This is a genomic window from Bradyrhizobium sp. HKCCYLRH2015 (assembly GCF_051168215.1).
In the GTDB taxonomy this organism is placed as follows: Bacteria; Pseudomonadota; Alphaproteobacteria; order Rhizobiales; family Xanthobacteraceae; genus Bradyrhizobium.
Window position 1 is genome coordinate 270906 of sequence record NZ_JBNPUO010000013.1, and the last position, 24441, is coordinate 295346.

General features: G+C 64.9%; 24 protein-coding genes and 1 tRNA gene. 22 read left to right on the forward strand and 3 right to left on the reverse strand.

Going from position 1 to position 24441, the window contains the following annotated elements; genetic code table 11:
- Nucleotides 1–202 precede the first annotated feature (202 nt).
- Nucleotides 203–279, forward strand: a tRNA-Asp gene (locus ACQR1H_RS30910).
- Nucleotides 280–471: 192 nt separating this feature from the next.
- Here ACQR1H_RS30910 and ACQR1H_RS30915 read toward each other — a convergent pair.
- Nucleotides 472–669, reverse strand: a complete 198-nt coding sequence (locus ACQR1H_RS30915) for a hypothetical protein (RefSeq protein ID WP_315799693.1) — start codon at nt 667–669, stop codon at nt 472–474.
- A 590-nt stretch (nt 670–1259) separates the two neighbouring features.
- Here ACQR1H_RS30915 and ACQR1H_RS30920 point away from each other — a divergent pair.
- The 21 genes from ACQR1H_RS30920 to mtnK all read left to right on the forward strand — a co-directional run bounded on the left by ACQR1H_RS30920 (nt 1260) and on the right by mtnK (nt 21596).
- On the forward strand, nt 1260–1625 hold the full coding sequence (locus tag ACQR1H_RS30920; RefSeq protein ID WP_008964559.1) for an NADH-quinone oxidoreductase subunit A: 366 nt from the start codon (nt 1260–1262) through the stop codon (nt 1623–1625).
- Nucleotides 1622–2206, forward strand: a complete 585-nt coding sequence (locus ACQR1H_RS30925) for a NuoB/complex I 20 kDa subunit family protein (protein ID WP_315800415.1) — start codon at nt 1622–1624, stop codon at nt 2204–2206. Before ACQR1H_RS30920 ends, ACQR1H_RS30925 begins: the two co-directional genes overlap by 4 nt.
- Before the next feature lie 12 nt (nt 2207–2218).
- Entirely contained in the window at nt 2219–2824 is a 606-nt protein-coding gene (locus ACQR1H_RS30930; protein WP_315799694.1) for an NADH-quinone oxidoreductase subunit C, read from the forward strand.
- A 14-nt stretch (nt 2825–2838) separates the two neighbouring features.
- The gene (locus ACQR1H_RS30935) at nt 2839–4035 is read left to right on the forward strand and encodes an NADH-quinone oxidoreductase subunit D (protein ID WP_315711546.1); all 1197 of its coding nucleotides are present in this window, start codon (nt 2839–2841) and stop codon (nt 4033–4035) included.
- Nucleotides 4035–4994 (forward strand): FkbM family methyltransferase, encoded by a 960-nt coding sequence (locus ACQR1H_RS30940; RefSeq protein WP_315799695.1) that lies wholly within the window; start codon nt 4035–4037, stop codon nt 4992–4994. Before ACQR1H_RS30935 ends, ACQR1H_RS30940 begins: the two co-directional genes overlap by 1 nt.
- A 14-nt stretch (nt 4995–5008) precedes the next feature.
- A complete protein-coding gene (gene nuoE / locus ACQR1H_RS30945; protein ID WP_315799696.1) occupies nt 5009–5620 on the forward strand; it encodes an NADH-quinone oxidoreductase subunit NuoE in 612 nt (203 codons plus the stop codon).
- Nucleotides 5617–5832 carry a hypothetical protein gene (locus ACQR1H_RS30950; protein WP_315799697.1) on the forward strand — a complete coding sequence of 72 codons (216 nt, stop codon included), beginning with the start codon at nt 5617–5619 and terminating at the stop codon, nt 5830–5832. The genes nuoE and ACQR1H_RS30950 overlap by 4 nt, the downstream gene beginning before the upstream one ends.
- Before the next feature lie 19 nt (nt 5833–5851).
- On the forward strand, nt 5852–7177 hold the full coding sequence (nuoF, locus tag ACQR1H_RS30955; protein ID WP_316181348.1) for an NADH-quinone oxidoreductase subunit NuoF: 1326 nt from the start codon (nt 5852–5854) through the stop codon (nt 7175–7177).
- Between the two features lie 97 nt (nt 7178–7274).
- Nucleotides 7275–9344 (forward strand): NADH-quinone oxidoreductase subunit NuoG, encoded by a 2070-nt coding sequence (gene nuoG, locus ACQR1H_RS30960; protein ID WP_434908660.1) that lies wholly within the window; start codon nt 7275–7277, stop codon nt 9342–9344.
- 10 nt (nt 9345–9354) lie between these two features.
- Nucleotides 9355–10425: an NADH-quinone oxidoreductase subunit NuoH gene (nuoH, locus tag ACQR1H_RS30965; protein WP_315799700.1), complete on the forward strand. Its 1071-nt coding sequence runs from the start codon at nt 9355–9357 to the stop codon at nt 10423–10425.
- 7 nt (nt 10426–10432) lie between these two features.
- A complete protein-coding gene (gene nuoI / locus ACQR1H_RS30970) occupies nt 10433–10921 on the forward strand; it encodes an NADH-quinone oxidoreductase subunit NuoI (RefSeq protein WP_006611003.1) in 489 nt (162 codons plus the stop codon).
- A gap of 9 nt (nt 10922–10930) precedes the next feature.
- Complete coding sequence (locus ACQR1H_RS30975) at nt 10931–11569, forward strand: NADH-quinone oxidoreductase subunit J (RefSeq protein WP_015666525.1); 639 nt, start codon at nt 10931–10933, stop codon at nt 11567–11569.
- On the forward strand, nt 11566–11874 hold the full coding sequence (gene nuoK, locus ACQR1H_RS30980) for an NADH-quinone oxidoreductase subunit NuoK (RefSeq protein ID WP_006611001.1): 309 nt from the start codon (nt 11566–11568) through the stop codon (nt 11872–11874). The genes ACQR1H_RS30975 and nuoK overlap by 4 nt, the downstream gene beginning before the upstream one ends.
- A gap of 65 nt (nt 11875–11939) precedes the next feature.
- The gene (gene nuoL, locus ACQR1H_RS30985) at nt 11940–14015 is read left to right on the forward strand and encodes an NADH-quinone oxidoreductase subunit L (protein ID WP_315799701.1); all 2076 of its coding nucleotides are present in this window, start codon (nt 11940–11942) and stop codon (nt 14013–14015) included.
- The gene (locus ACQR1H_RS30990; RefSeq protein ID WP_434908661.1) at nt 14012–15520 is read left to right on the forward strand and encodes an NADH-quinone oxidoreductase subunit M; all 1509 of its coding nucleotides are present in this window, start codon (nt 14012–14014) and stop codon (nt 15518–15520) included. The genes nuoL and ACQR1H_RS30990 overlap by 4 nt, the downstream gene beginning before the upstream one ends.
- Before the next feature lie 28 nt (nt 15521–15548).
- Nucleotides 15549–16976 carry an NADH-quinone oxidoreductase subunit NuoN gene (nuoN, locus tag ACQR1H_RS30995; RefSeq protein WP_316237401.1) on the forward strand — a complete coding sequence of 476 codons (1428 nt, stop codon included), beginning with the start codon at nt 15549–15551 and terminating at the stop codon, nt 16974–16976.
- The gene (locus tag ACQR1H_RS31000; RefSeq protein WP_434908662.1) at nt 16977–17780 is read left to right on the forward strand and encodes a biotin--[acetyl-CoA-carboxylase] ligase; all 804 of its coding nucleotides are present in this window, start codon (nt 16977–16979) and stop codon (nt 17778–17780) included.
- Nucleotides 17781–19451 (forward strand): ribonuclease J, encoded by a 1671-nt coding sequence (locus ACQR1H_RS31005; RefSeq protein WP_434908663.1) that lies wholly within the window; start codon nt 17781–17783, stop codon nt 19449–19451. It begins immediately after the preceding gene.
- 46 nt (nt 19452–19497) lie between these two features.
- Nucleotides 19498–19902: a methylmalonyl-CoA epimerase gene (gene mce / locus ACQR1H_RS31010; RefSeq protein ID WP_316181340.1), complete on the forward strand. Its 405-nt coding sequence runs from the start codon at nt 19498–19500 to the stop codon at nt 19900–19902.
- A 15-nt stretch (nt 19903–19917) separates the two neighbouring features.
- On the forward strand, nt 19918–20193 hold the full coding sequence (locus ACQR1H_RS31015; RefSeq protein ID WP_315799707.1) for a DUF1467 family protein: 276 nt from the start codon (nt 19918–19920) through the stop codon (nt 20191–20193).
- Between the two features lie 101 nt (nt 20194–20294).
- A complete protein-coding gene (mtnK, locus tag ACQR1H_RS31020) occupies nt 20295–21596 on the forward strand; it encodes an S-methyl-5-thioribose kinase (RefSeq protein WP_409997855.1) in 1302 nt (433 codons plus the stop codon).
- Between the two features lie 285 nt (nt 21597–21881).
- On the opposite strand, the gene ACQR1H_RS31025 is transcribed toward mtnK, so the two are convergent.
- Both ACQR1H_RS31025 and ACQR1H_RS31030 read right to left on the reverse strand, forming a co-directional pair.
- Entirely contained in the window at nt 21882–22919 is a 1038-nt protein-coding gene (locus tag ACQR1H_RS31025; protein ID WP_434908664.1) for an ABC transporter permease, read from the reverse strand.
- 10 nt (nt 22920–22929) lie between these two features.
- Nucleotides 22930–24435 carry a sugar ABC transporter ATP-binding protein gene (locus ACQR1H_RS31030; RefSeq protein WP_316181338.1) on the reverse strand — a complete coding sequence of 502 codons (1506 nt, stop codon included), beginning with the start codon at nt 24433–24435 and terminating at the stop codon, nt 22930–22932.
- Nucleotides 24436–24441: the final 6 nt, after the last annotated feature.

The following is a 24441-nucleotide window of genomic DNA, read 5'->3' on the forward strand; positions in this document are numbered from 1 at the left end:
AGGGGTGCCGAGGTCCGGAGGGAGAGACGTGGGATGGCCCATCATCGTGCAGCGATTGACGTCGGCTGCTCGGCCCAGACAAGGAGACCGGGCGTGCTGCATGGACCCCTCATCAATGACTTCGCACAGCTCTCGGTTCATTGTCCTTGACTTCGAAACATCGCCCCTTTAAGTCGCACTCCTCCGCGGATTTCGCGATCACGCGGGAGTAGCTCAGTTGGTTAGAGCGCCGGCCTGTCACGCCGGAGGTCGCGGGTTCGAGCCCCGTCTCTCGCGCCATGTTTTCAATGGCTTAGCTTTCGATCTGATCCGTCCGCTGGCGCAAGCGGCACTCCCGCGCGATCTCTTCCCGCCTACGACCTGATGCTCCGCCGACTGCAAGTGCTCCGTCGCCAATTTTCCGACCGGGCATGAAAAAGGCCACCCGGCGGGTGGCCTGCGAATGCTGTCAGATGGCAGCGGACAGTGGCCTCAGCGGACCATCGAGTCGCTGGAACTCGTCATGGTCACCGGCTTGCCGGCCTTCACGACGTGCGATGCCGTCTGGCTGTAGTCGACGTTGGCGCGGGTCGCGATGCCGAAAGCGGTCACGGCGATGCCGGCGATCAGGGCAACGGCGACGATCTTCAGATGGGTCGATCGGTCTGCGGAATGCAGTGAGTGGTTCATGTCAGCCTCCCGGCGTCTCAGAGCGCCACTTTGTTGCCCGGACATGTACCCCTGCTTTGTTTCGATCCGGTTTCTTCGTTTCCTCAAAATGGTTTCATCGGTTGCAGCCGCCGCGGCGGCAATCGGGAGTATGCGGCCGGGGCTGACTGCGCGCGGCGGTGCCGGCATCGACGGCGGCCGCGGATGATCTTGATCCGGCGGCCCTTCGTGACCATCTCCCGCGGTAACGGAAGCCTATCGGGCGACGGTCCAGTCGCCTCGTTTGGATCGCCCGATCGAACGCTGATCCGCATCCGTCTCCGACCAGCCCAGCCTGCGCACAACGCCGTGCGTCCTCGCGATTGCTGATCGCCTCAGCATCCTGCGGTGGACCGTGCGGCACCGTAATGCTGCGGGTCTGCAATGCGGCTCCTGCACGCGTCATCCGCGGCGCCGTTGCTCGGTGTGTCCCGGTTTCCGCAATGTGGGGAGGGATGACGACGGCGAGACGGCTCGTCTTGCGCGGCTTGGTGCGCTGCGCTAAGGCTTCGACCAATTCCAATGCAACGAGTCTGCGGTTTGCACCGAAACCGCAGAGGAAAGTGGCGCCGATGACCGGCATCCTTCAGAACTATCTCCCCCTCGTCGTTTTCATAGGTGTCGCAGCCATCATCGGGGTGGTGCTGCTGATCGCGCCGTTCCTGGTCGCCTACCAGCAGCCCGATCCCGAGAAGCTCTCCGCCTACGAGTGCGGCTTCAATGCGTTCGACGACGCCCGTATGAAGTTCGACGTCCGCTTCTATCTGGTTGCCATCCTTTTCATCATCTTCGACCTCGAAGTCGCCTTCCTGTTCCCCTGGGCAGTCGCATTCGGCAAGCTCGGCGCGGCCGGCTTCTGGTCGATGCTGGTGTTCCTGGCCGTGCTGACGGTCGGGTTTGCCTACGAATGGAAGAAAGGCGCGCTTGAATGGGATTGAGCCCGACCACGTCCTCGACCGGGCCGGCGATCGCTCCGGCCCCGAAGGGCATTCTCGATCCCGCGACCGGCAGGCCGATCGGTGCCAACGACCCGTATTTCCTCGAGGTCAGGTCCGAGCTGTCGGACAAGGGATTCTTCGTTGCCACCGCTGACGATCTCATCACCTGGGCCCGCACCGGCTCCCTGATGTGGATGACGTTCGGCCTGGCCTGCTGCGCCGTCGAGATGATGCAGGTCTCGATGCCGCGCTACGATGTCGAGCGCTTCGGCTTCGCGCCGCGTGCCTCGCCGCGCCAGTCCGACGTGATGATCGTCGCCGGCACGCTGACCAACAAGATGGCGCCGGCGCTGCGCAAGGTCTACGACCAGATGCCGGAGCCGCGCTACGTCATCTCGATGGGGTCGTGCGCCAATGGCGGCGGCTACTATCACTATTCCTATTCGGTGGTCCGCGGCTGCGACCGCATCGTTCCCATTGACATCTATGTGCCCGGCTGTCCGCCGACCGCCGAAGCGCTGCTGTACGGTGTGCTGCTGCTGCAGAAGAAGATCCGGCGCACCGGCACCATCGAACGCTGAAGGTTTTTCGTTATGGACGACGGCAGGCTCGACGCCCTTGGGCAGACGATCGTAAGCGCGCTCCCGGGCGCCGCGATCGGCCATACGGTCGCTTTCAATCAGCTCACGGTGAATGTGGAGCCCGCCCGGATCGTCGAGGTCGTGACACATCTGCGCGACGATCCGGCTCTCCGCTTCGTCAACATCACCGACATCACGGCGGTCGACTATCCCGAGCGCGCCAAGCGTTTCGATGTCGTCTACCACTTCCTGTCACCGACGCTGAACGCGCGCATCCGGCTCAAGGCCGAAGCCGACGAGACCACGCAGGTGCCGTCGCTGATCGATGTCTTTCCGGGCGCCGATTGGTTCGAGCGTGAGGCCTACGACCTCTACGGCGTGATCTTCGTCGGCCACCCCGACATGCGCCGCCTGCTGACGGATTACGGCTTCGATGGCCATCCGCTGCGCAAGGACTTCCCGACGACGGGCTTCGTCGAGGTGCGCTACGACGACCAGGAGAAGCGGGTGATCTACGAGCCGGTCAGGCTCAACCAGGAATTCCGCAAGTTCGATTTCCTGTCGCCCTGGGAAGGCGCGGACTATCCGCTGCCGGGCGACGAGAAAGCGAATAAGTGAGTGGGAGCACGAGCATGAACGAGCAGAGCCCGGCCCTCCGCAACTTCACGATCAATTTCGGCCCGCAGCATCCGGCGGCGCACGGTGTGCTGCGCCTGGTGCTGGAGCTGGACGGCGAGGTGGTCGAGCGCGTCGATCCGCATATCGGCCTGCTGCATCGCGGCACCGAGAAGCTGATCGAGACCAAGACCTACATGCAGGCGATGCCCTATTTCGATCGGCTCGACTACGTCGCGCCGATGAATCAGGAGCATGCGTTCTGCCTCGCGGCCGAGCGCCTGCTCGGAATCGAGGTGCCGCGCCGCGGCCAGCTGATCCGCGTGCTCTACTCCGAGATCGGACGGCTGCTGTCGCACCTGCTCAACGTCACCACCCAGGCGATGGACGTCGGCGCGCTGACCCCGCCGCTGTGGGGCTTCGAGGAGCGCGAGAAGCTGATGGTGTTCTATGAGCGCGCCTCCGGCTCGCGCATGCACGCCAACTACTTCCGCATCGGTGGCGTCCACCAGGACCTGCCGCCGAAGCTGATCGACGACATCGACGCATTCTGCGATCCGTTCCTGAAGGTGGTCGACGATCTCGACCGGCTCCTCACCGGAAACCGCATCTTCAAGCAGCGCAACGTCGACATCGGCGTCGTCACCCTGAAGCAGGCCTGGGAGTGGGGCTTCTCGGGCGTGATGGTGCGCGGCTCGGGCGCGGCCTGGGACCTGCGCAAGTCGCAGCCCTATGACGTCTACGCCGAGATGGAGTTCGACGTTCCGATCGGCAAGAACGGCGACTGCTACGACCGCTATCTGATCCGCATGGAAGAGATGCGCCAGTCGGTGCGTATCATGAAGCAGTGCATCCAGAAGCTGCGTGCACCGGACGGGCAGGGCCCGGTGATGATCACCGACAACAAGATCGCGCCGCCGCGCCGTGGCGAGATGAAGCGCTCGATGGAAGCGCTGATCCACCACTTCAAGCTCTATACCGAGGGCGTGCACGTCCCCGCCGGCGAGATCTATGCGGCGGTCGAGGCGCCGAAGGGCGAGTTCGGCGTCTACCTCGTCGCCGACGGCACCAACAAGCCGTACAAGTGCAAGATCCGCGCGCCGGGTTTCGCGCATCTGCAGGCGATGGACTTCATCTGTCGCGGCCATCTGCTCGCCGACGTCTCGGCCATCCTGGGCTCGCTCGACATCGTGTTCGGAGAGGTGGACCGCTGATGGGCCATGCGCCGATCCAGTTCGATCGTGCGTCCGGAGCGCTCGAAGGAGCGAACCTCTGGGAGCGCACGGCTGCATTGGCGCTGTCGACCGGCTCGAAGATCTCGTCGCATTTCTCGCATCGCGGCTACAACCGCTGCGCCAACCTGTTGCGCCTGGCGCTGCCCGAACGCGATATCGCGGTGAAGCTCAACCCGGACGCCGTGTTCGAGTTTCCCTATGGCGACGGCTACTGGAGCAAGCTGCTCAACCGCGACTATCACTACGAGGACGAGCTCGAGATCCTGTTTCTCGGCACTGTCGATGTCGACTACACCTTCATCGATGGCGGGGCCAATTACGGCTACTGGTCGGTGCTGGTCTCGAGCGCGCCCTACGGTGCGCACAAGGCGATCGCGATCGAGCCGTCCTCGGCCAACTTCGCCAAGCTCGCCAACAACGCCCGGATCAATGCCGGCCGCTTCGAGGTGATGAAGTGCGCGATCGGCGCCAGCCGCGGCACGGCCTATTTGACTGGCACCAAGCACGAGGCCTTCAGCATTGCGGGCGGCGCCGCCGACGGCGAGCGGGTGCCGGTGATGGCGCTCGACGATCTGATCGACGACGGCAAGGTCGCCGCGTCCGGCAAGTACCTCATCAAGCTCGACGTCGAGGGCGTCGAGATCGAGGCGATCAAGGGCGGCGCGCGGCTGCTGGCGACCGACAGCATGATCCTGTGCGAGGAGCACGGCCAGGACCGCAACCATACGGTGTCGCGCTACATCCTCGATCAGACGCCGATGCAGCTGATGGTCTACGACCCCGCGAGCGGCCGCTTCGAGATCGTGACGGAGCTGTCGATCCTCGACCGCATCAAGGCTTCCGCCCACGTCGGCTATAACGTGTTCGGAACTGCAAGTGCCTTCTGGCAGAATCGCGTCGCAGCGCTCAATGCAGACGCCGCGCGCCGCATGCAATGAAAGATTGAAGAGCCATGTCCGTCCGCCGTCTTGCCCCGAAGGAAGTTCAGCCCGCGAGCTTTGCGTTCACGGACGAGAACCTTGCCTTCGCCAAAGCGCAGATCGCGAAATATCCGGAAGGCCGCCAGGCCTCGGCGGTGATTGCGATCTTGTGGCGGGCCCAGGAGCAGCACGACGGCTGGGTGTCGGAGGCTGCGATCCGCGTCGTCGCCGACATGCTCGGGATGCCCTATATCCGCGTGCTCGAGGTCGCGACCTTCTACACCATGTTCCAGCTCCAGCCGGTCGGGAAGAAGGCGCATGTGCAGGTGTGCGGCACCACGCCGTGTCGGCTGCGCGGCGCCGAAGAGCTGATCGAGGTCTGCAAGCATCGTATCCATCATGATCCCTTCCACCTGTCGAAGGACGGCGACTTCAGCTGGGAAGAGGTCGAGTGCCTGGGCGCCTGCGTGAATGCGCCGATGGTGCAGATCTGGAAGGACACCTATGAGGACCTGACGCCGGAGAGCTTCGGCAAGGTGCTGGACGGCTTCGCGACCGGCAATCTGCCGACGCCCGGCCCGCAGAACGGCCGCCAGTTCTCGGCGCCGGCAGGTGGGCCGACCACGCTGAAGGAGAAGACATGAGCCGCGATCGCACCCGCGTTGCGGCCCTGACGGAAGAGGGCGCCGCGATGAAGAACTGGCGCTACGTGGCGCTGCATACGCTTGCCGCCGCCGCTTTCATTTTCGTGCTGCAGCGGTTCGCGCTCAACGCGACGCTGGAGTCCAGTCTGCTGTGGGCCTTGGTGTTCGGCGGCTGTGCCGCCTTCATCGCCACCATGCAGTCGAACCGCTGATTTTCGAGGAAGCCGTCTGATGCTCGACGACAAGGACCGCATCTTCACCAACCTCTACGGCCTGCACGATTGGGGCCTCGAAGGCGCTCGCCGGCGTGGCAGCTGGGACGGCACCAAGGGCCTGATCGAAAAGGGCCGCGATTGGATCATCAACGAGATGAAGGCGTCGGGCCTGCGCGGCCGCGGCGGCGCCGGCTTCCCGACCGGCCTGAAATGGTCGTTCATGCCGAAGGAATCGACCGACGGCCGGCCGAGCTATCTCGTGGTCAACGCCGACGAGTCCGAGCCCGGTACCTGCAAGGATCGCGAGATCATGCGGCACGATCCGCATCATCTCGTCGAGGGCTGCCTGCTCGCCAGCTTCGCGATGAACGCGCATGCCTGCTACATCTATGTGCGCGGCGAGTTCATCCGCGAGCGCGAACGGCTGCAGGCGGCGATCGACCAGGCCTATGAGGCCAACCTGATCGGCAAGAACAACATCCACGGGTGGCCGTTCGATCTCTACGTCGCCCACGGCGCCGGCGCCTATATCTGCGGCGAAGAAACGGCGCTGCTCGAGAGCCTGGAGGGCAAGAAGGGCCAGCCGCGGCTGAAGCCGCCATTCCCGGCCAACGTCGGCCTCTACGGCTGCCCCACCACGGTGAACAATGTCGAGTCGATCGCGGTGGCGCCGACCATCCTGCGCCGCGGCGCCGCGTGGTTCGCCGGCATCGGCCGTCCGAACAATGTCGGCACAAAACTGTTCTGCATCTCCGGTCACGTCGAGCGGCCTTGCAACGTCGAAGAGGCGATGGGCATCCCGTTCCGCGAGCTGATCGAGAAGCATTGCGGCGGCATCCGTGGCGGCTGGGACAATCTGAAGGCGGTCATCCCCGGCGGCTCGTCCGTGCGCATGGTGCCGGCCGAGCAGATCATCGATACGCCGATGGATTTCGACAGCCTGTCGAAGCTGCGCTCCGGCCTCGGCACCGCGGCCGTGATCGTGATGGACAAGTCGACCGACCTGATCCGGGCGATCGCGCGCATCTCCTATTTCTACAAGCATGAGAGCTGTGGCCAGTGCACGCCGTGCCGCGAAGGCACCGGCTGGATGTGGCGCGTGCTGACCCGCATGGCCGAGGGCCGGGCGCACAAGCGCGAGATCGACATGCTGCTGGAGGTCACCAAGCAGATCGAGGGACACACGATCTGCGCGCTCGGTGACGCCGCGGCCTGGCCGATCCAGGGCCTGATCACGCATTTCCGTCACGAGATCGAGGCGCGCATCGATCAGTATTCGCACAAGGCCGATGTCGACGACGTCGGCGTGCGCGATCCCGCGCACATGGTGGCGGCGGAGTAGGCGGTGGCGGTCCGGTCCGCCAGCAAGGTTTTCCCCCGCGCTCGCGCCCTCACGGTGCGCAGCGCGGCGGTCCGTGGTTTGAGAGAGATGTGAGGCTATGACCAAGATCATCATCGATGGCAAAGAGATCGATGTGCCGCCGGAGTACACGCTGTTGCAGGCGTGCGAGGCGGCGGGCGCCGAGATCCCGCGCTTCTGCTATCATGAGCGGCTGTCGATCGCCGGTAACTGCCGGATGTGCCTCGTCGAGGTGAAGGGCGGACCGAAGCCGGTCGCGAGCTGCGCCTGGGGCGTGCGCGACTGCCGGCCGGGCCCGAAGGGCGAGCCGCCGGAGATCTCGACGCGGTCGCCGATGGTCAAGAAGGCGCGCGAAGGCGTGATGGAATTCCTTCTGATCAACCATCCGCTGGACTGTCCGATCTGCGACCAGGGCGGCGAGTGCGACCTGCAGGACCAGGCGATGGGCTATGGTGTCGACACCAGCCGCTTCGCCGAGAACAAGCGCGCCGTCGAGGACAAATATCTCGGCGCATTGGTCAAGACCTCGATGAACCGCTGCATCCAGTGCACGCGCTGCGTCCGCTTCTCGGCGGAAGTCTGCGGCGTGCCGGAAATGGGCGCGATCGGCCGCGGCGAGGACATGGAGATCACGACCTATCTCGAGCAGGCGCTGAGCTCGGAGCTGCAGGGCAATCTGGTCGACATCTGCCCGGTGGGCGCGCTGACCTCCAAGCCCTATGCTTTCGCGGCGCGGCCCTGGGAGCTCGGCAAGACGCAGTCGATCGACGTCATGGACGGCGTGGGCTCAGCGATCCGGGTCGACACCCGCGGCCGCGAGGTGATGCGCATCCTGCCGCGCATCAACGATGCCGTGAACGAGGAGTGGATCTCCGACAAGACCCGCCATGTCGTCGACGGCCTGCGCACGCAGCGGCTCGATCGTCCCTACGTTCGCGAGGATGGCAAGCTGCGCGCCGCCTCCTGGCCTGAGGCATTCAAGGCGATTGCCGCCAAGCTGTCGCGCATCGACGGCAAGCGCATCGGCGCGATCGCCGGCGATCTCGCCGCGGTCGAAGAGATGTTCGCGCTCAAGGATCTGCTTGCCAAGCTCGGCTCGACCAACGTCGCCGTGCAGGGCGGTGACAGCTTAGATGCCAAGCTCGGCCGCGCATCCTATCTGTTCAATCCGACCATCGCCGGCATCGAGCAGGCCGACGCGATCCTGATCGTCGGCGCCAATCCGCGCAAGGAAGCGGCCGTGCTCAACGCCCGCATCCGCAAGCGCTGGCGGTCGGGTCAGCTCAAGGTCGGCGTGGTCGGCCCAAAGGCCGATCTCACCTATGCCTATGAGCACATTGGCGCGGGCACGGACTCCCTGAGCGACGTCGCAGCGGGCAAGCACTCGTTTGCGACCACGTTCCGCAACGCCAAGAATCCGATCGTGCTGGTCGGCGCCGGCGCGGTCGCGCGTCACGATGGCGCGGCGATCCTGTCGCTCGCGGCCAAGATCGCGATGGACGTCAACGCCGTGCGCGACGACTGGAATGGTTTTGCCGTGCTGCACGACACCGCGTCGCGGGTCGGCGCGCTCGACATCGGCTTCAACGGCACCGGCCTGACGGCTGCGCAGATGACGACCTTCGGCACCATGGACGTGATGTTCCTGCTGGGCGCCGACGAGGTCGAGGTGCCCGAGGGCGTGTTCACTGTCTACATCGGCACCCATGGCGACCGTGGCGCGCATCGCGCCGACGTCATCCTGCCGGGCGCCGCATACACCGAGAAGTCGGGTCTCTTCGTCAACACCGAGGGCCGGGTGCAGATGACGGGCCGGGCGTCATTCCCGCCGGGCGAGGCACGCGAGGACTGGGCGATCATCCGGGCGCTGTCCGACGTGCTCGGCAGGAAGCTCGGCTACGACTCGCTGGCCGGCTTGCGCGCTGCGATCATCAAGGCCGTGCCGCATCTCGGCCGGATCGACCAGATCGAGGCGGGCAAGATCGCCGACATCAAGACCCTGGCGGGCAAGGGCGGCAGCCTCGAGAAGGCGCCGTTCAAGCCTGTCATCGATGACTTCTATCTCACCAACCCGATCGCGCGTGCCTCGGCAGTCATGGCGGAATGCTCCCGCCTGGCCTCCGGGCAGATGCTGACGGCAGCGGAGTGAGCGTGACCTGATGGCTGATTTCTTTGCGAGCTCATTCTGGACCGGTTTCCTCTGGCCGCTGATCATCATGATCGCGCAGAGCGTGCTGCTGCTCGTCGTCCTCCTGGTCGCGATCGCCTACATCCTGCTGGCCGACCGCAAGATCTGGGCGGCGGTGCAGATCCGCAGGGGTCCGAACGTGGTCGGGCCCTGGGGCCTGTTCCAGTCGTTCGCCGACCTCTTGAAGTTCGTGCTCAAGGAGCCGATCATTCCGGCCGGCGCCAACAAGGGCGTGTTCCTGCTGGCGCCGCTGGTGTCCTGCGTGCTGGCGCTGGCGGCGTGGGCGGTGATCCCGACCAATCTCGGCTGGGCGATCGCCGACATCAATGTCGGCATCCTCTTCATCTTCGCGATCTCGTCGCTGTCGATCTACGGCATCATCATGGCCGGCTGGTCGTCGAACTCGAAGTATCCGTTCCTGGCGGCGCTGCGCTCGGCGGCGCAGATGGTGTCCTACGAGGTCTCGATCGGCTTCGTGATCATCACCGTGCTGCTCTGCGCCGGCACCCTGAATCTGTCGGCGGTGGTCGAGGCGCAGCACGCCCGCGGGCTTGCGAGCCTGATCGGCCTGCCGCAGCTGACGATCCTGAACTGGTACGTCTGGCCGCTGTTCCCGATGTTCGTGGTGTTCTACGTCTCGGCGCTCGCCGAGACCAACCGCCCGCCCTTCGACCTGGTCGAAGCTGAATCCGAGCTCGTCGCCGGCTTCATGGTCGAATACGGCTCGACGCCGTATCTCTTGTTCATGCTCGGCGAGTATGTCGCGATCACCACGATGTGCGCGCTGGCCACGATCCTGTTCTTGGGCGGTTGGCTGCCGCCGATCGATCTGCCGCCGTTCAACTGGGTGCCGGGCGTCATCTGGTTCTCGCTCAAGCTGTTCTTCATGTTCTTCCTGATCGCGATGGCGAAAGCGATCGTGCCGCGCTACCGCTACGACCAGTTGATGCGCCTTGGCTGGAAAGTGTTCCTGCCGCTGTCGCTGGCCATGGTGGTGATCGTCGCGGGCGTGCTGCAATTCGCCGGCATCGCGCCGAAATGAGGCTGTCATGAACATCTCCGCCACCGCACGGTCGCTGCTGCTGCAGGAGTTCGTCTCCGCGTTCTTCCTCGCGATGCGCTACTTCTTCCAGCCGAAGCCGACCCTGAACTATCCGTTCGAGAAGGGCCCGATCTCGCCGCGCTTTCGCGGTGAGCACGCGCTGCGCCGCTATCCCAATGGCGAGGAGCGCTGCATCGCCTGCAAACTGTGCGAGGCCGTGTGCCCGGCGCAGGCGATCACGATCGAGGCCGGCCCGCGCCGCAACGATGGCACCCGCCGCACCGTGCGCTACGACATCGACATGGTGAAGTGCATCTATTGCGGCCTGTGTCAGGAAGCCTGTCCAGTGGACGCCATCGTCGAGGGACCGAACTTCGAGTTCGCGACCGAGACCCGCGAGGAGCTTTACTATGACAAGGCCAAGCTGCTCGCGAACGGCGACCGCTGGGAGCGCGAGATCTCCAAAGCCATCGCGCTCGACGCGCCGTACCGCTGAGGCCGTCCGATGATCCTTCCTGCGCTCTTCTTCTACCTGTTCGCGGCGGTCTGCGTGGCCTCCGCGGTGATGGTGATCGTCTCGAAGAACCCCGTTCATTCGGTGCTCTATTTGATCCTCGCCTTCGTCAATGCTTCAGGCCTGTTCGTGCTGATGGGCGCCGAGTTCCTGGCGATGATCCTGGTCGTCGTCTATGTCGGCGCGGTCGCCGTGCTGTTCCTGTTCGTGATCATGATGCTCGATGTCGACTTCACCGAGCTGCGCGAGGGCTTCCTGCAGTACATGCCGATCGGCCTCGTCATCGGCGGCATCTTCCTGTTCGAGCTCTTGCTGACCGTGTCCTATTGGGTCATCAACCCGACGACGCCGAAGGCGATCACCGCGGCGATCCCGACCAACGTCACCAACACCGAGGCGCTCGGCCTGGTGCTCTATACGAAGTACATCCATTACTTCCAGCTGTCGGGCATGATCCTGCTGGTGGCGATGATCGGCGCGATCGTGCTGACCCTGCGCCACAAGGCCAGCGTGAAGCGCCAGGACATCAACGTCCAGAACGCGCGCACGCCGGAGATGGCGATGGCGGTGCGCAAGGTCGCGGTCGGGCAGGGGTTGCAGGACACGGATGCCGCGGAGTGGGTGAAATGACCATCGGACTGGGACATTACCTCGCCGTGGCGGCGATGCTGTTCACGCTCGGCATCCTGGGCATCTTCCTGAACCGCAAGAACATCATCGTCATCCTGATGTCGGTCGAGCTGATCCTGCTCGCAGTCAACATCAACCTGGTGGCGTTCTCGACCTTCCTCGGCGACATCGTCGGCCAGGTGTTCGCGCTGCTGGTCCTGACCGTTGCGGCGGCGGAAGCCGCGATCGGCCTTGCCGTGCTGGTGGTCTACTTCCGCAACCGCGGCTCGATTGCGGTTGAAGACGTCAATCTGATGAAGGGCTAAGGACGCATGATCCGCACAGATGGGGGCCGGCTTGCCGGCAAGGTCATGCGTAAGGGGATGGGCGAATGATCCAGGCCATTGTCTTTCTGCCGCTGCTCGGCGCGATCCTGGCCGGCCTGATCGCGCTGCTGGGGGCGCATGGACGCCATCCGAGCGGCGATGTGGTCGAGCATCATCACGACGACGGCCATCACCATGGCGCCGCCGACGCGCACGCACATGACGATCACGGTCATGGGCACGACGACCATCATGTCGCAGAGCCGCCCGCGGCCGGCACCTGGGCCGCGCAGGCGATCACCACCGCGCTGCTGTTCGTCTCGGCCGGCCTGTCCTGGGCGATGCTGATCAGCGTCGGCTTCATGCATCACGAGGCCGGGGTGAAGGAGCTCTTGCCCTGGATCAATTCCGGCGAGTTGCAGGTCTCCTGGGCGCTGCGCGTCGATACGCTGACGGCCGTGATGCTGGTCGTGGTCACCAGCGTGTCCTCGCTCGTGCATCTGTATTCGATCGGCTACATGGACGAGGATCCGAATCGTCCGCGCTTCTTCGCTTATCTCTCGCTGTTCACCTTCGCGATGCTGATGCTGGTGACCGCGAACAACCTCGTGCAGCTGTTCTTCGGCTGGGAGGGCGTCGGTCTCGCCAGCTACCTGCTGATCGGCTTCTGGTTCCAGAAGCCGTCGGCCAATGCCGCCGCGATCAAGGCCTTCGTCGTCAACCGCGTCGGTGACTTCGGCTTCGCGCTAGGCATCTTCGCGATCTTCCTGCTGACGAAGTCGACCGACTTCGAGACGATCTTCGCCGCCGCGCCGAGCTTGGCTGGCAAGGCGACGATCAACTTCCTCGGCTGGCACGCCGACGCGCTGACCTTGACCTGCCTGCTGCTGTTCATGGGCGCGATGGGCAAGTCGGCGCAGTTCCTGCTGCACACCTGGCTGCCGGACGCGATGGAAGGTCCGACCCCGGTCTCTGCGCTGATCCACGCCGCGACCATGGTCACCGCCGGCGTGTTCATGGTGGCGCGCCTGTCGCCGCTGTTCGAGCTCGCGCCGAACGCGCAGGCCGTCGTGATGTTCTTCGGCGCGACCACGGCGTTCTTCGCAGCGACCGTCGGCCTCGTGCAGAACGACATCAAGCGCATCGTCGCCTACTCGACCTGCTCGCAGCTCGGCTACATGTTCGTGGCGATGGGAGCAGGGGCCTACTCGGTCGGCATGTTCCATCTGTTCACGCATGCCTTCTTCAAGGCGCTGCTGTTCTTGGGCTCCGGCTCGGTGATCTACGCGATGCACCACGAGCAGGACATCCGCAACATGGGCGGCCTGTGGCGCAAGATCCCGTACACCTTCGCGGTGATGACGGTCGGTACGCTCGCGCTGACGGGCTTCCCCGGCTTCGCCGGCTTCTTCTCCAAGGATGCGATCATCGAGGCTGCATACGCCGCGCACAATCCGTTCGCGACCTACGCGTATTTCCTCACCATTGTCGCCGCCGGCCTGACCTCGTTCTATTCCTGGCGCCTGGTGTTCAAGACTTTCTTCGGCACGCCGCACGATCAGCATCATTATGATGCCGCGCATGAGAGCCCGATCTGGATGCTGATCCCGATCGGCGTGCTCGCGGCCGGCTCGATCCTGGCCGGGCTCCCGTTCAAGGGCGTGTTCACCGATCCTCATGGCGTCGAGCACTTCTTCGGCGAGTCGCTGAAGATGAACCCGCACATTCTCGAAGACATGGAGCACATGCCGGCCTGGCTCGCTCAGCTTCCCTTCGTCATGATGGTGCTGGGATTTGTGGTCTCCTACTTCTTCTACGTCAGACGTCCGGACATCCCGGAGGAGCTCGCCGCGCAGCAACCGTTGCTCTACAGGTTCCTGCTCAACAAGTGGTACTTCGACGAGCTGTATGACGTGATCTTCGTCCGTCCGGCGAAGTGGCTCGGCCGCTTCCTCTGGAAGAAGGGCGACGGCTTCGTCATCGACGGATTCGGTCCGGACGGTGTCTCGGCGCGGGTGCTCGACATCACGCGCAACGTCGTCAAGATCCAGACCGGGTACCTCTATCATTACGCCTTTGCCATGCTGATCGGCGTCGCCGGCCTGATCACCTGGTTCATGTTCATGGGGGGCCAGCAATGACCACCTGGCCAATTCTCTCCGTCGTTACCTTCCTGCCGATCGTCGGCGCGCTGCTGATCTATCTGGTCCGCGGCGACGACGAGGCGGCCCGGCGCAATGCGCGCTGGATCGCGCTGTGGACCACGCTGATCACCTTTGCGGTGTCGGTGATCCTGGTGCTGCGCTTCGATCCCGGACAGACCGACTTCCAGTTCGTGGAGAAGTCGAACTGGCTGGCGGCCGGCATCAGCTATCACATGGGTGTCGACGGCATCTCGCTGCCGTTCGTGATCCTGACCACCGCCTTGATGCCGTTCTGCATCGTGGCGAGCTGGAAGTCGGTCACCAACCGCCTGCGCGAATACATGATGGCGTTCCTGATCCTGGAAACGCTGATGGTCGGCACGTTCTCGGCCCTCGACCTCGTGCTGTTCTACCTGTTCTTCGAGGGCGGCCTGATCCCGATGTTCCTGATCATCGGCGTCTGGGGTGGTCCGCGTCGGGTCTATGCCTCGTTCAAGTTCTTCCTGTACACGCTGCTCGGCTCGGTGCTGATGCTGCTCGCCATCATGGCGCTGTACTGGAACGCAGGGACCACCGACATCCCGACGCTGATGCACACCGCGGTGCCGCGTAACCTGCAGACCTGGGCATGGCTGGCCTTCTTCGCCTCCTTTGCGGTCAAGATGCCGATGTGGCCGGTTCATACCTGGCTGCCGGACGCGCATGTCGAGGCGCCGACGGCGGGCTCCGTGATCCTGGCCGCGATCCTCCTGAAGATGGGCGGCTACGGCTTCCTGCGCTTCTCGCTGCCGATGTTCCCGCTGGCCTCGCACGACTTCGCGCCGCTGGTGTGGACACTCTCGGCCATCGCGATCATCTACACCTCGCTGGTCGCGCTGATGCAGGAGGACATCAAGAAGCTCATTGCCTACTCGTCGGTGGCGCATATGGGCTTCGTGACGATGGGCATCTTCGCCGGCACCATGCAGGGCGTCGCGGGCGGCGTGTTCCAGATGATCTCGCACGGCATTGTCTCCGGCGCGCTGTTCCTCTGCGTCGGCGTCGTCTACGACCGGATGCACACCCGCGAGATCGCGGCCTATGGTGGCCTCGTCAACCGGATGCCGGTCTACGCGCTGGTGTTCATGGTGTTCACGATGGCCAATGTCGGCCTGCCCGGCACCTCCGGCTTCGTCGGCGAGTTCATGACCCTGCTCGGCACCTTCAAGGTGTCGATCCCGACCGCGTTCTTCGCGACCTTCGGTGTCATCCTGTCGGCAGCCTATGCGCTGTGGCTGTACCGCAAGGTGGTGTTCGGTGCGCTGACCAAGCCGTCGCTCGCCAGCATCAAGGACCTCACGCTGCGTGAAGGCGTGATCCTGTTTCCGCTGGTGGCGCTGACCATCCTGTTCGGTGTCTATCCGAAGCCGATCCTCGACATGTCGGCGGCGTCGGTGCAGCAGCTCGTCGCCAACTACAATACCGCCGTGACGGCCGTGAAGGCCGCCGCGCTGCTCCAATGATGAGACCCTTGGGGTCGGGACAGAGACGATGATCGAGAATCTTGGGCCTCAGCTTTGGGTGGTGCTGCCGGAGCTGCTGTTGGCCGTGGGGGCCATGGCGCTGTTGATGCTGGGCGCGTTTCGCGGGCAGGGGACGACGGGGCTCGTCACCTGGCTGGCGGTTGCTCTGCTGATCGTGGTCGGCATCCTCGTCTTCAGGCAGCCGGGCGGCCAGGCCTTCGGCGGCAGCTTCATCGCTGACAGCTACGCGCGCTTCCTGAAGATCCTGGCGATCATCGGCTCGATCGCGACTTTGGTGATGTCGGCGGAATTCTTGTCCAAGCCGGACCGCCGCATCTTCGAATATGCAATCCTGGTGCTGCTCTCGACCTTGGGCATGCTTGTCCTGATCTCGGCCGGCGACCTGATCTCGCTGTATCTGGGTCTCGAGCTGATGTCGCTCGCGCTCTACGTCGTCGCGGCCAGCCATCGTGACAACGTCAAGTCGACCGAGGCCGGCCTGAAGTACTTCGTGCTCGGTGCGCTGTCGTCGGGCATGCTGCTCTATGGTGCCTCGCTGATCTACGGCTTCACCGGCACGGTGAGCTTTGCCGGGATCGCGGCTGCCACCAAGACCGGCAGCGTCGGCATCATTTTCGGCCTCGTCTTCCTGTTCGCCGGCATGTGCTTCAAGGTCTCGGCGGTGCCGTTCCACATGTGGACGCCGGACGTCTATGAGGGCGCGCCCACCCCGGTGACGGCGTTCTTCGCCTCCGCGCCCAAGGTCGCGGCGATCGCCGTGTTCGCGCGCGTCGCGCTGACGGCGTTCCCGGGCATCACCTTCCAATGGCAGCAGATCATCGTGTTCGTCTCGATCGCCTCGATGGCGCTCGGCTCGTTCGCCGCGATCGGACAGACCAACATCAAGCGCCTGATGGCCTATTCGTCGATCGGCCATATGGGCTTCGCGCTGGTCGGCCTCGCCGCAGGCACGGTCGAGGGCGCGCAGGGCGTGCTGACCTACATCGCGATCTATGTCGCGATGACGCTCGGCTCCTTCGCGGTGATCATGGCGATCAAGCGGAACGGCCAGTCGTTCGAGAAGATCAGCGATTTCTCGGGGCTGTCGCGCACCAATCCGCTGCTCGCCTTCTTCTTCGCGATGCTGCTGTTCTCGCTGGCCGGCGTTCCGCCGCTCGCGGGCTTCTTCGCGAAATGGTACGTGTTCGTCGCCGCCATCAAGGGCGGGCTGTTCACGCTGTCGGTGATCGGCGTGCTGACCAGCGTGGTCGGCGCCTATTATTATCTGCTGATCGTCAAGACGATGTATTTCGACGAGCCGCTGCCGACGCTCGATCCGGTCAGGATCGAGCTGCGCACGGTGCTCGCGATCTCCGGCATCTTCAACATCCTGTTCTTCGCCTATCCCGGCCCGCTGGTCAGCGCGGCTGCGGCCGCGGCGAAGTCGCTGTTCTAGATGGCGTTTGCTCTCGGGTCCCGTGCCGCTGCGGCAGGTTACGGGCTCGTCACGTTCGATCAGGCGGGGTCGACCAACGTCGAGGCGCTGAAGTCGGCCAGAGAGGGCGGCAAGGCGCGGTGCTGGTTCGTCACGTCGGAGCAGACGGCCGGGCGCGGCCGTCGCCAGCGTCCGTGGATCGCTCCGCGCGGCAATCTGGCCTCGAGCGTGCTCGAAGTGCTGAACGTGGCTCCCGCCGTGGCCGCCACCCTCGGCTTCGCCGCGGGCCTGGCCATCGAGGCCGCGTTGCGCCAGGTGAGCCTCGAGGCTGCGCTGCGGTCCGGAGGCGGCGTGGCCTTTGCGTTGAAATGGCCCAACGACGTGTTGGCCGACGGCCGCAAGATCGTCGGCATGCTGCTCGAAGCGGAGCAGGTGGCTGGCGGGCTCGCCGTGGTTGCCGGCATCGGAACCAACGTGGTGGCGGCGCCGCCGGATACCCCGACACCGGCGGTCTCGTTGGCGGACCTCGGCATCCAGGTGGCTGCCGCGGATTTGTTCGCGGCCTTGTCTGACGCCTGGGTCGAATATTTCGGCATCTGGAACGAGGGCCGGGGCTTCGGTGATATTCGCCGGCTCTGGCTGGAGCGGGCGGCCGGCCTCGGGCAGCCCGTCGCCATCAGGTCCGGACATGCTATCATCGAGGGGATTTTCGACACGATCGACGAACAGGGTTGTATGCTGGTGCGGACCGCGGAGGGACGATTGGAGCCGATCACGGCAGGCGATGTTCATTTCGGCTCGGTCGCCTCCCAAGGAGCGGTCTAGATGGCACGTCCCGACGAACTGACTTTTGCACCGCTCGGCGGCGTCGGCGAGATCGGCATGAACCTGTCGATCTACGGCCTCGGCAACCGCCACCAGCGGTCCTGGCTCGCGATCGATCTCGGCGTCTCCTTCGGCGACGAGGAGCATCTGCCGGGCATCGACCTGATCATGCCCGACGTCGCTTTCCTGGAGAAAGAGCGCAACAACCTCGTCGGTCTCGTGCTGACCCATGCGCATGAGGACCATTTCGGCGCGATCATCGACCTGTGGCCGCGGCTGAAATGCCCGATCTACGCGACCAAGTTCAGCGCCGCTTTGTTCGAGGCCAAGTGCGAGGCCGAGCGCCTGCCGGCCAAGATTCCGGTCAAGGTGATTCCTTCCGGCGGCCGCGTCGATATCGGTCCGTTCAACGTCGAGTTCATCCCCGTCGCGCATTCGATTCCGGAATCGCATGCGCTGGCGATCCATACCGAGGTCGGTACCGTCCTGCACACCGGCGACTGGAAGATCGATCCGACGCCGGTGCTGGGTGCGCCGACCGATGAGAAGCGGCTGCGCGAGCTCGGCGACGCCGGGCTGCTGGCGCTGATCGGCGACTCCACCAACGCGGTGCGCGAGGGACGCTCGCCGTCCGAGGCCGAAGTCGCCAAGACGATCGCGGCTTTGGTGAAGGAAGCGAAGGGCCGCGTCGCCGTCACCACCTTTGCCTCCAACGTCGCGCGCATCCGCGCTGTCGCCGAGGCAGCGCGTGAGGCGGAGCGCGAGGTCGTCATCGTCGGCCGCGCCATGGAGCGCGTGGTCCAAGTCGCGCGCGAAACGGGCTATCTCGACGGCGTGCAGAACTTCCGCGGCATGGATCTCTACGGCCACTTCCCCGCGGACAAGGTGCTGGCGCTGTGCACCGGCAGCCAGGGCGAGCCGCGCGCCGCGCTGGCGCGCATCGCCAATGACGACCATCCGTTGGTGACGCTGAACAAGGGCGACACCGTCATCTTCTCGTCGCGCACCATTCCCGGCAACGAGAAGGCGGTCGGTGCCGTCATCAACGGGCTGGTGCAGCAGGGCATCGAGATCATCACCGACCGCAACCATCTGGTTCATGTCTCTGGCCATCCGCGCCGCGACGAGCTGCGCGACATGATCGCGTGGACGCGGCCGCAGCTCCTGATCCCCGTGCATGGCGAAGCGTTGCATCTGCATGAGCATGCGAGGCTGGCGCGCGCCTGCGGCGTGCCCAAGGTGATCACCTGCCGCAACGGCGATCTGGTCAAGCTCGGCCCCGGTGATCCCGGGATCATCGACGAGCTGCCGGCGGGACGGCTCTACAAGGACGGCAGCATCGTCGAGGATTCGAAGTCGCGCGCGGTGGTCGAGCGCCGCAAGATGGCCTTCGCCGGCTGCATCTTCGTCGCGCTCGCCATCACCGAGAAGGGCGAGCTGGCCGACGACCCCGAGGTCGACATGGTCGGCATCCCCGAGAAGAATGCGGCAGGCGAGGCGATGGACGACATCGTGTTCGACGCGGTCGTCTCGACCTTCGAAGGACTGCCACGCACGCGGCGTCGTGATCCCGATGCCGCGGCGGAATCCGTGCGGCGGGCGGTGCGCTCGACGGTGAACGAGCAGTGGGGCAAGAAGCCGATCTGCCTCGTCCATGTCTTGGAAGTCTGACGCGGGCCAACAGAACGGCCGTTCAAAAGAAAAAGTGGAGGATGTCATGCTGGGCCGGCTCAACCACGTCGCCATCGCGGTCAAGGACGCCGAAAAGGCTGCCAGGATTTATGGCGCGGCGTTCGGTGCCGAGATCTCCCCCGCGGTGCCGCTGCCGGAGCATGGCGTGATCACCGTGTTTGTGACCCTGCCCAACACCAAGATCGAGTTCATCCAGCCGCTGGGCGAGGCGTCACCGATCGCCAAATTTCTCGAGCGCAATGCGGATGGCGGCATCCATCACGTCTGCTACGAGGTGGCCGACATCATCGCCTCGCGCGACACGCTGATCAAGGAGGGCGCCCGCGTGCTCGGCGACGGCCAGCCGAAGATCGGCGCCCATGGCAAGCCGGTGCTGTTCCTGCATCCGAAGGATTTTTCCGGCGCGCTCGTCGAGATCGAGCAGGCCTGAGCAGCGGGGGCAATCATGGCCTACATCATCTCAACCTGGCTTGCGATCTACTTCGTGCTGTGGTGGGTCATGCTGTTCGTGACCCTGCCGTTCGGCGTGCGTAGCCAGCACGAGACGGGCGGCGGTTCGCCCGGCACCGATCCCGGCGCGCCGACCATCAGCCTGATGGGGCGCCGCTTGATCTGGACCACGCTGTTGTCGGCGGTCGTGTTCGGCCTGGCGCTCCTGGCCTATCAGGCCGGCTATCTCAGCATCGAGCGGCTGTCACGGCTGATGGGAATTCCGTTCTAGCCGCGCTCGCATCGCACAACGTCCTCTCGAAGCCGATGCGCGGACGCGCGTCGGCTTTTTTGCTATAGGAGGTCAAAACAAGACCGACAGGGAGGTTGCGCGTGATGACATCGGCCGAGGCCCGGAACGGGACGCCATCGGGCTATCGCATTCTGAACGAGATTGATCTTCGAAACCATCTCGCGGGGATTCCTTCGGTCGCAGGGCAACTCGGCGGATCGGCTGAGCGCTGGTCGATCACCGAGGTCGGCGATGGCAACCTCAATCTGGTCTTCATCGTCAAGGGATCGTCCGGCGGACTCGCGGTGAAGCAGGCGCTGCCTTACGTGCGGCTGGTCGGCGAGAGTTGGCCGCTGCCGCTGTCACGCGCCCACTATGAGCATCTGGCGCTGACGTATCAGAACCGCCTTGGCCCCGGCCTCGTGCCGGCCATCATTCACCATGATCCGGCGCTGGCGCTGACGGCGATGGAGCTGCTCGAGCCGCACATCATCATGCGCAGGGGACTGGTCGCGGGCACGATCTACCCGGCCTTCGTCGATCACATCACGACCTTCATGGCGCGGACGCTGTTCTTCTCGTCCGACCTCGCGCTGTCTGCCGCCGCGAAGAAGGATGCGATTGCGAGCTTTGCCGGCAATCATGCGCTGTGCAAGATCACCGAGGACCTGATCTTCACCGACCCCTATCGCATCGCCGAGCAGAATCGCTGGACGTCACCGTGGCTCGACGCCACGGCCGCCGAGATCCGTGCCGATCTCGATCTGCACGTCGCGATCTCCCGGCTCAAGCTGAAATTCCTGTCATGCGCCGAGGCGCTGATCCATGGCGATCTGCACACGGGATCGATCATGGTGACGAATACCGAGACCCGGGTGATCGATCCGGAATTCGCCTTCTACGGCCCGATGGGTTTTGACGTCGGTGCCGTGCTGGCCAATTTGCTGATGGCGTATTTCGCCTCCGAAGGACATGAGCAGGAGCGCGGTAGTAGGGACGCCTTCGAAAGCTGGGTGCTTGCGACTGTCGATGAAGTCTGGACCGGGTTTGTCGACAAGTTCCTGGCACTGTGGCGGAGTGAGGCGACCGGTGATGCCTATCCGCCGTCGCTGTTTCCGGGCGAGGCGGGAGCGACACGGCTGGAGACGGAGCGTCAGGCATACATGGCCGGATTGTTCCAGGATGCCGTCGGCTTCACGGCGGCGAAGATCATCCGCCGCATCCTGGGTCTCGCGCACAACATCGACTTCGAGCTGATCGAGGATGCCAAGCAGCGCGCGGTGTGTGAGGCGAGGGCGCTGCGGCTCGCGCGGACGCTGATGCTTGAGACGGCATCGTTTACGTCGATCGACACGGTAACGAAGGCCGCGCGCGAGCTGCGTCATTGGCAGCCGGGGTTCTAGACCTCGACAGAGGCTCCCGTCACCGCGAGAAGCGAAGCGACGAAGCAATCCGGAGGCGCGCGTGACGCCCTGGATTGCTTCCGCCTACGCCTTCGGCGGACATGTCAATTCGCTCGCAATGATGGAAGCAGGTGCGTAGGGTTGGCAAAGGCGCGCCGCGATGCATCAGCTCGGCCTCGTTCTTTCCCGCGCCGCGCCCACCATTTTCGCACCAAGCTTGCTGATGGACGGTGGGCACGCTGCCGCCCTGCGGGCGGCGGCTTTGCCCACCCTACGGCATCCCAGTTAGTCCGCCGCCTTGGCCCGCAGCCGTTGTGCGTAGACGTTGATCACCAGTGCCGCCAGCAGGATCAGGCCGCGGATCAGGATTTTCAGGAAGCTGTCGATGTTGACGTGGTCGAGGCCGTTGTTGAGGACGCCGAGCACGAACAGGCCGACGATGGTGTTGCCGATGCCGCCGCGGCCGCCGAACAGGCTGGTGCCGCCGACCACGACGGCAGCGATCGAGTCCAGCAGGTAGGTGTCGAATTCGTTCTGCTGCGCGCTGCCGAAATGCGCCACGCCGAGCATGCCGCCGATTCCCGAGCACACGGCCGAGATCACCATCACGCTGCCGAGGATCAGCTTGACGTTCAGGCCGGAATATTCCGCCGCCTCGCGGTTGCCGCCGACCATGTAGACGTAGCGGCCGAACCGCGTGTAGGTCAGCACGAGGTGCCCGAGCAGCAGCATCAGCGCCGCCACGATCACGATCCAGGGCACGCCCGCGATCGAGCCCGAGCCAAGCGTCGTGATGATGGGCGGGACCTTGTAGGCGATCTGGCCGCGCACCAGCATGGCCGAGATGCCTGCGGCGATCTGCATCATCGCGAGCGTCATGATGAACGAGGGAATGCCGATCACGGTGAGGCCGAAGGCGTTGACCACGCCGAGCAGCGCGCACAGCGCCAGCGCGAGCAGGATCGCGGCAAAGCCGGGCATCGGCACGTTGGCGATGTTGACGTAGGACTCCTGCAGGGTGAAGTAGGCCACGGCGATGCCGGTGACGTTGGCGATGGCGGCGATCGAGAGGTCGATCTCCGCGCACAGGATGACGAAGGTGAGGCCCACCGCAATGATGCCGGTGACCGATACCTGGGTCAGGATGTTGCCGACATTGTCGAGCGTCGCGAAAGATGGGCTTGCGATCGCGAAGAACGCGGTGAGGAAGATCAGCGTCAGGAACGGCGCGATGTTGCGCATCTGTGAGCGCAGCAGCGCTGCGACCCCGCTGGCGCGTCGCGGCTGCGCCTCCGGCATCGGAACGGTCTCGCCATGCGCCATGACAATCTCCCTACGCCGCCTCGAGCAGACGGTCTTTGCTGATGGTCTCGCCGGCGAATTCGCGCACGACCTCGCCGCGCTTGAGCACGATGACACGGTCGGCCAGCGACAGCACGGTCTCCGGCTCGGTCGAGAGCACGATCACGGCGATGCCCTGGTCGCGCAGCTGCCGCACGATCTGGATGACGTCGCTCTTGGCGCCGACATCCATGCCTCGCGTCGGTTCGCACAACACCAGGAGCCGCGGCGGATGGCTGAGCCATTTGGCGAGCGCCACCTTCTGCTGGTTGCCGCCGGAGAGCAGGCCGAGGTCGATCTCGACATCGGCAGGCCGGATCTGCAACTGCTCGACCTGGCGCTTCGCGAGCGCGCGCTCGTGTGCGGGCTTCAGCAGCACCGCGTTGATGCGGTCGAGGATGCTGATCGAGACGTTCTTGTAGACGGGCTCCTGCAGGAACAGCATGTCGCGGCGGCTCTCCGGCACGAAGGCGATGCCGGCGCGGCGCGCATCCGCCGTGCTCTTGAAGCGGTTGCGCTGGCCGGCGATGCGCAACTCGCCGGCGTCGGGTGCGAGTTTGCCGAACAGGATCCGCGCCAGCTCGAGCTGGCCGCAGCCCATGAAGCCGTAGATGCCGAGCACCTCGCCGGCGCGCACGGCGAACGAGACGCGCTTCAGATTGCGCGCCAGCGACAGGCCGTCGGCTTCGACGACCACGGGCTTGCCGGCCGTGGGCGCGGGCAGGGTGATGTCGTGGGTGTAGCTGTCCTCCAGCGCATCGCGTCCCTTGCCGATCATGGCCTCGATCAGCGCGGCCTTGCTGGTGTCCGCGGCACGCGTCTCCATGATCTTGCGGCCATTGCGGAACACCGTGACCTCGTCGGAGATCAGCAGGATGTCCTCGATAAAGTGCGAGATGAAGATGATCCCCGTGCCTTGCTCGCGTAGCTTGCGCAGCGCCGCGAACAGCCGCTCGACCTCGGGCGGCGACAGCGCCGAGGTCGGCTCGTCCAGGATGATGATGCGGGCGCCGGAGAACAGCACGCGCGCGATCTCGATCAGCTGCTGCACGCCGATCGGGAGATCGCCGAGCCGGCTCATCGGATCGGCGTCGATGCCAAGGCGCTTGAGCTGCTCGGCGGCCTCGCGCGCCATCCGGCGCCACTGCACGATGCCCAGCGCATTGGTCGGCTGGTTGCCGAGAAACACGTTCTCGGCCACCGTGAGATCCGGGGCGACGCTCAGCTCCTGATGGACCATGGCGATGCCGGCTGCACGCGCATCCCGGGCAGAGTTGAAGTGAACCTCGCGGCCGTCGAGCAGGAAGCGGCCGGAGAATCCGGTATGCACGCCGGCGATGATCTTCATCAGCGTGCTCTTGCCGGCGCCGTTCTCCCCGACGAGACCATGGATCTCGCCGGGGCGAAGCGTGAAGTCGACGCCGCGCAACGCGGTGACGCCGCCGAACGACTTGGTGATGTCCTGCAGTTCCAGAAGCGGCGGGCGGCTGTTCGACATGGGAGG

Excerpts from the sequence above, each read along its gene's own strand:
- ACQR1H_RS30915 (WP_315799693.1), bottom strand. The coding sequence starts at position 669 with ATGAACCACTCACTGCATTCCGCAGACCGATCGACCCATCTGAAGATC.
- ACQR1H_RS30920 (WP_008964559.1), top strand. The coding sequence starts at position 1,260 with ATGACCGGCATCCTTCAGAACTATCTCCCCCTCGTCGTTTTCATAGGT.
- ACQR1H_RS30930 (WP_315799694.1), top strand. The coding sequence starts at position 2,219 with ATGGACGACGGCAGGCTCGACGCCCTTGGGCAGACGATCGTAAGCGCG.
- ACQR1H_RS30935 (WP_315711546.1), top strand. The coding sequence starts at position 2,839 with ATGAACGAGCAGAGCCCGGCCCTCCGCAACTTCACGATCAATTTCGGC.
- ACQR1H_RS30940 (WP_315799695.1), top strand. The coding sequence starts at position 4,035 with ATGGGCCATGCGCCGATCCAGTTCGATCGTGCGTCCGGAGCGCTCGAA.
- nuoE (WP_315799696.1), top strand. The coding sequence starts at position 5,009 with ATGTCCGTCCGCCGTCTTGCCCCGAAGGAAGTTCAGCCCGCGAGCTTT.
- ACQR1H_RS30950 (WP_315799697.1), top strand. The coding sequence starts at position 5,617 with ATGAGCCGCGATCGCACCCGCGTTGCGGCCCTGACGGAAGAGGGCGCC.
- nuoF (WP_316181348.1), top strand. The coding sequence starts at position 5,852 with ATGCTCGACGACAAGGACCGCATCTTCACCAACCTCTACGGCCTGCAC.
- nuoG (WP_434908660.1), top strand. The coding sequence starts at position 7,275 with ATGACCAAGATCATCATCGATGGCAAAGAGATCGATGTGCCGCCGGAG.
- nuoH (WP_315799700.1), top strand. The coding sequence starts at position 9,355 with ATGGCTGATTTCTTTGCGAGCTCATTCTGGACCGGTTTCCTCTGGCCG.
- nuoI (WP_006611003.1), top strand. The coding sequence starts at position 10,433 with ATGAACATCTCCGCCACCGCACGGTCGCTGCTGCTGCAGGAGTTCGTC.
- ACQR1H_RS30975 (WP_015666525.1), top strand. The coding sequence starts at position 10,931 with ATGATCCTTCCTGCGCTCTTCTTCTACCTGTTCGCGGCGGTCTGCGTG.
- nuoK (WP_006611001.1), top strand. The coding sequence starts at position 11,566 with ATGACCATCGGACTGGGACATTACCTCGCCGTGGCGGCGATGCTGTTC.
- nuoL (WP_315799701.1), top strand. The coding sequence starts at position 11,940 with ATGATCCAGGCCATTGTCTTTCTGCCGCTGCTCGGCGCGATCCTGGCC.
- ACQR1H_RS30990 (WP_434908661.1), top strand. The coding sequence starts at position 14,012 with ATGACCACCTGGCCAATTCTCTCCGTCGTTACCTTCCTGCCGATCGTC.
- nuoN (WP_316237401.1), top strand. The coding sequence starts at position 15,549 with ATGATCGAGAATCTTGGGCCTCAGCTTTGGGTGGTGCTGCCGGAGCTG.
- ACQR1H_RS31000 (WP_434908662.1), top strand. The coding sequence starts at position 16,977 with ATGGCGTTTGCTCTCGGGTCCCGTGCCGCTGCGGCAGGTTACGGGCTC.
- ACQR1H_RS31005 (WP_434908663.1), top strand. The coding sequence starts at position 17,781 with ATGGCACGTCCCGACGAACTGACTTTTGCACCGCTCGGCGGCGTCGGC.
- mce (WP_316181340.1), top strand. The coding sequence starts at position 19,498 with ATGCTGGGCCGGCTCAACCACGTCGCCATCGCGGTCAAGGACGCCGAA.
- ACQR1H_RS31015 (WP_315799707.1), top strand. The coding sequence starts at position 19,918 with ATGGCCTACATCATCTCAACCTGGCTTGCGATCTACTTCGTGCTGTGG.
- ACQR1H_RS31025 (WP_434908664.1), bottom strand. The coding sequence starts at position 22,919 with ATGGCGCATGGCGAGACCGTTCCGATGCCGGAGGCGCAGCCGCGACGC.
- ACQR1H_RS31030 (WP_316181338.1), bottom strand. The coding sequence starts at position 24,435 with ATGTCGAACAGCCGCCCGCCGCTTCTGGAACTGCAGGACATCACCAAG.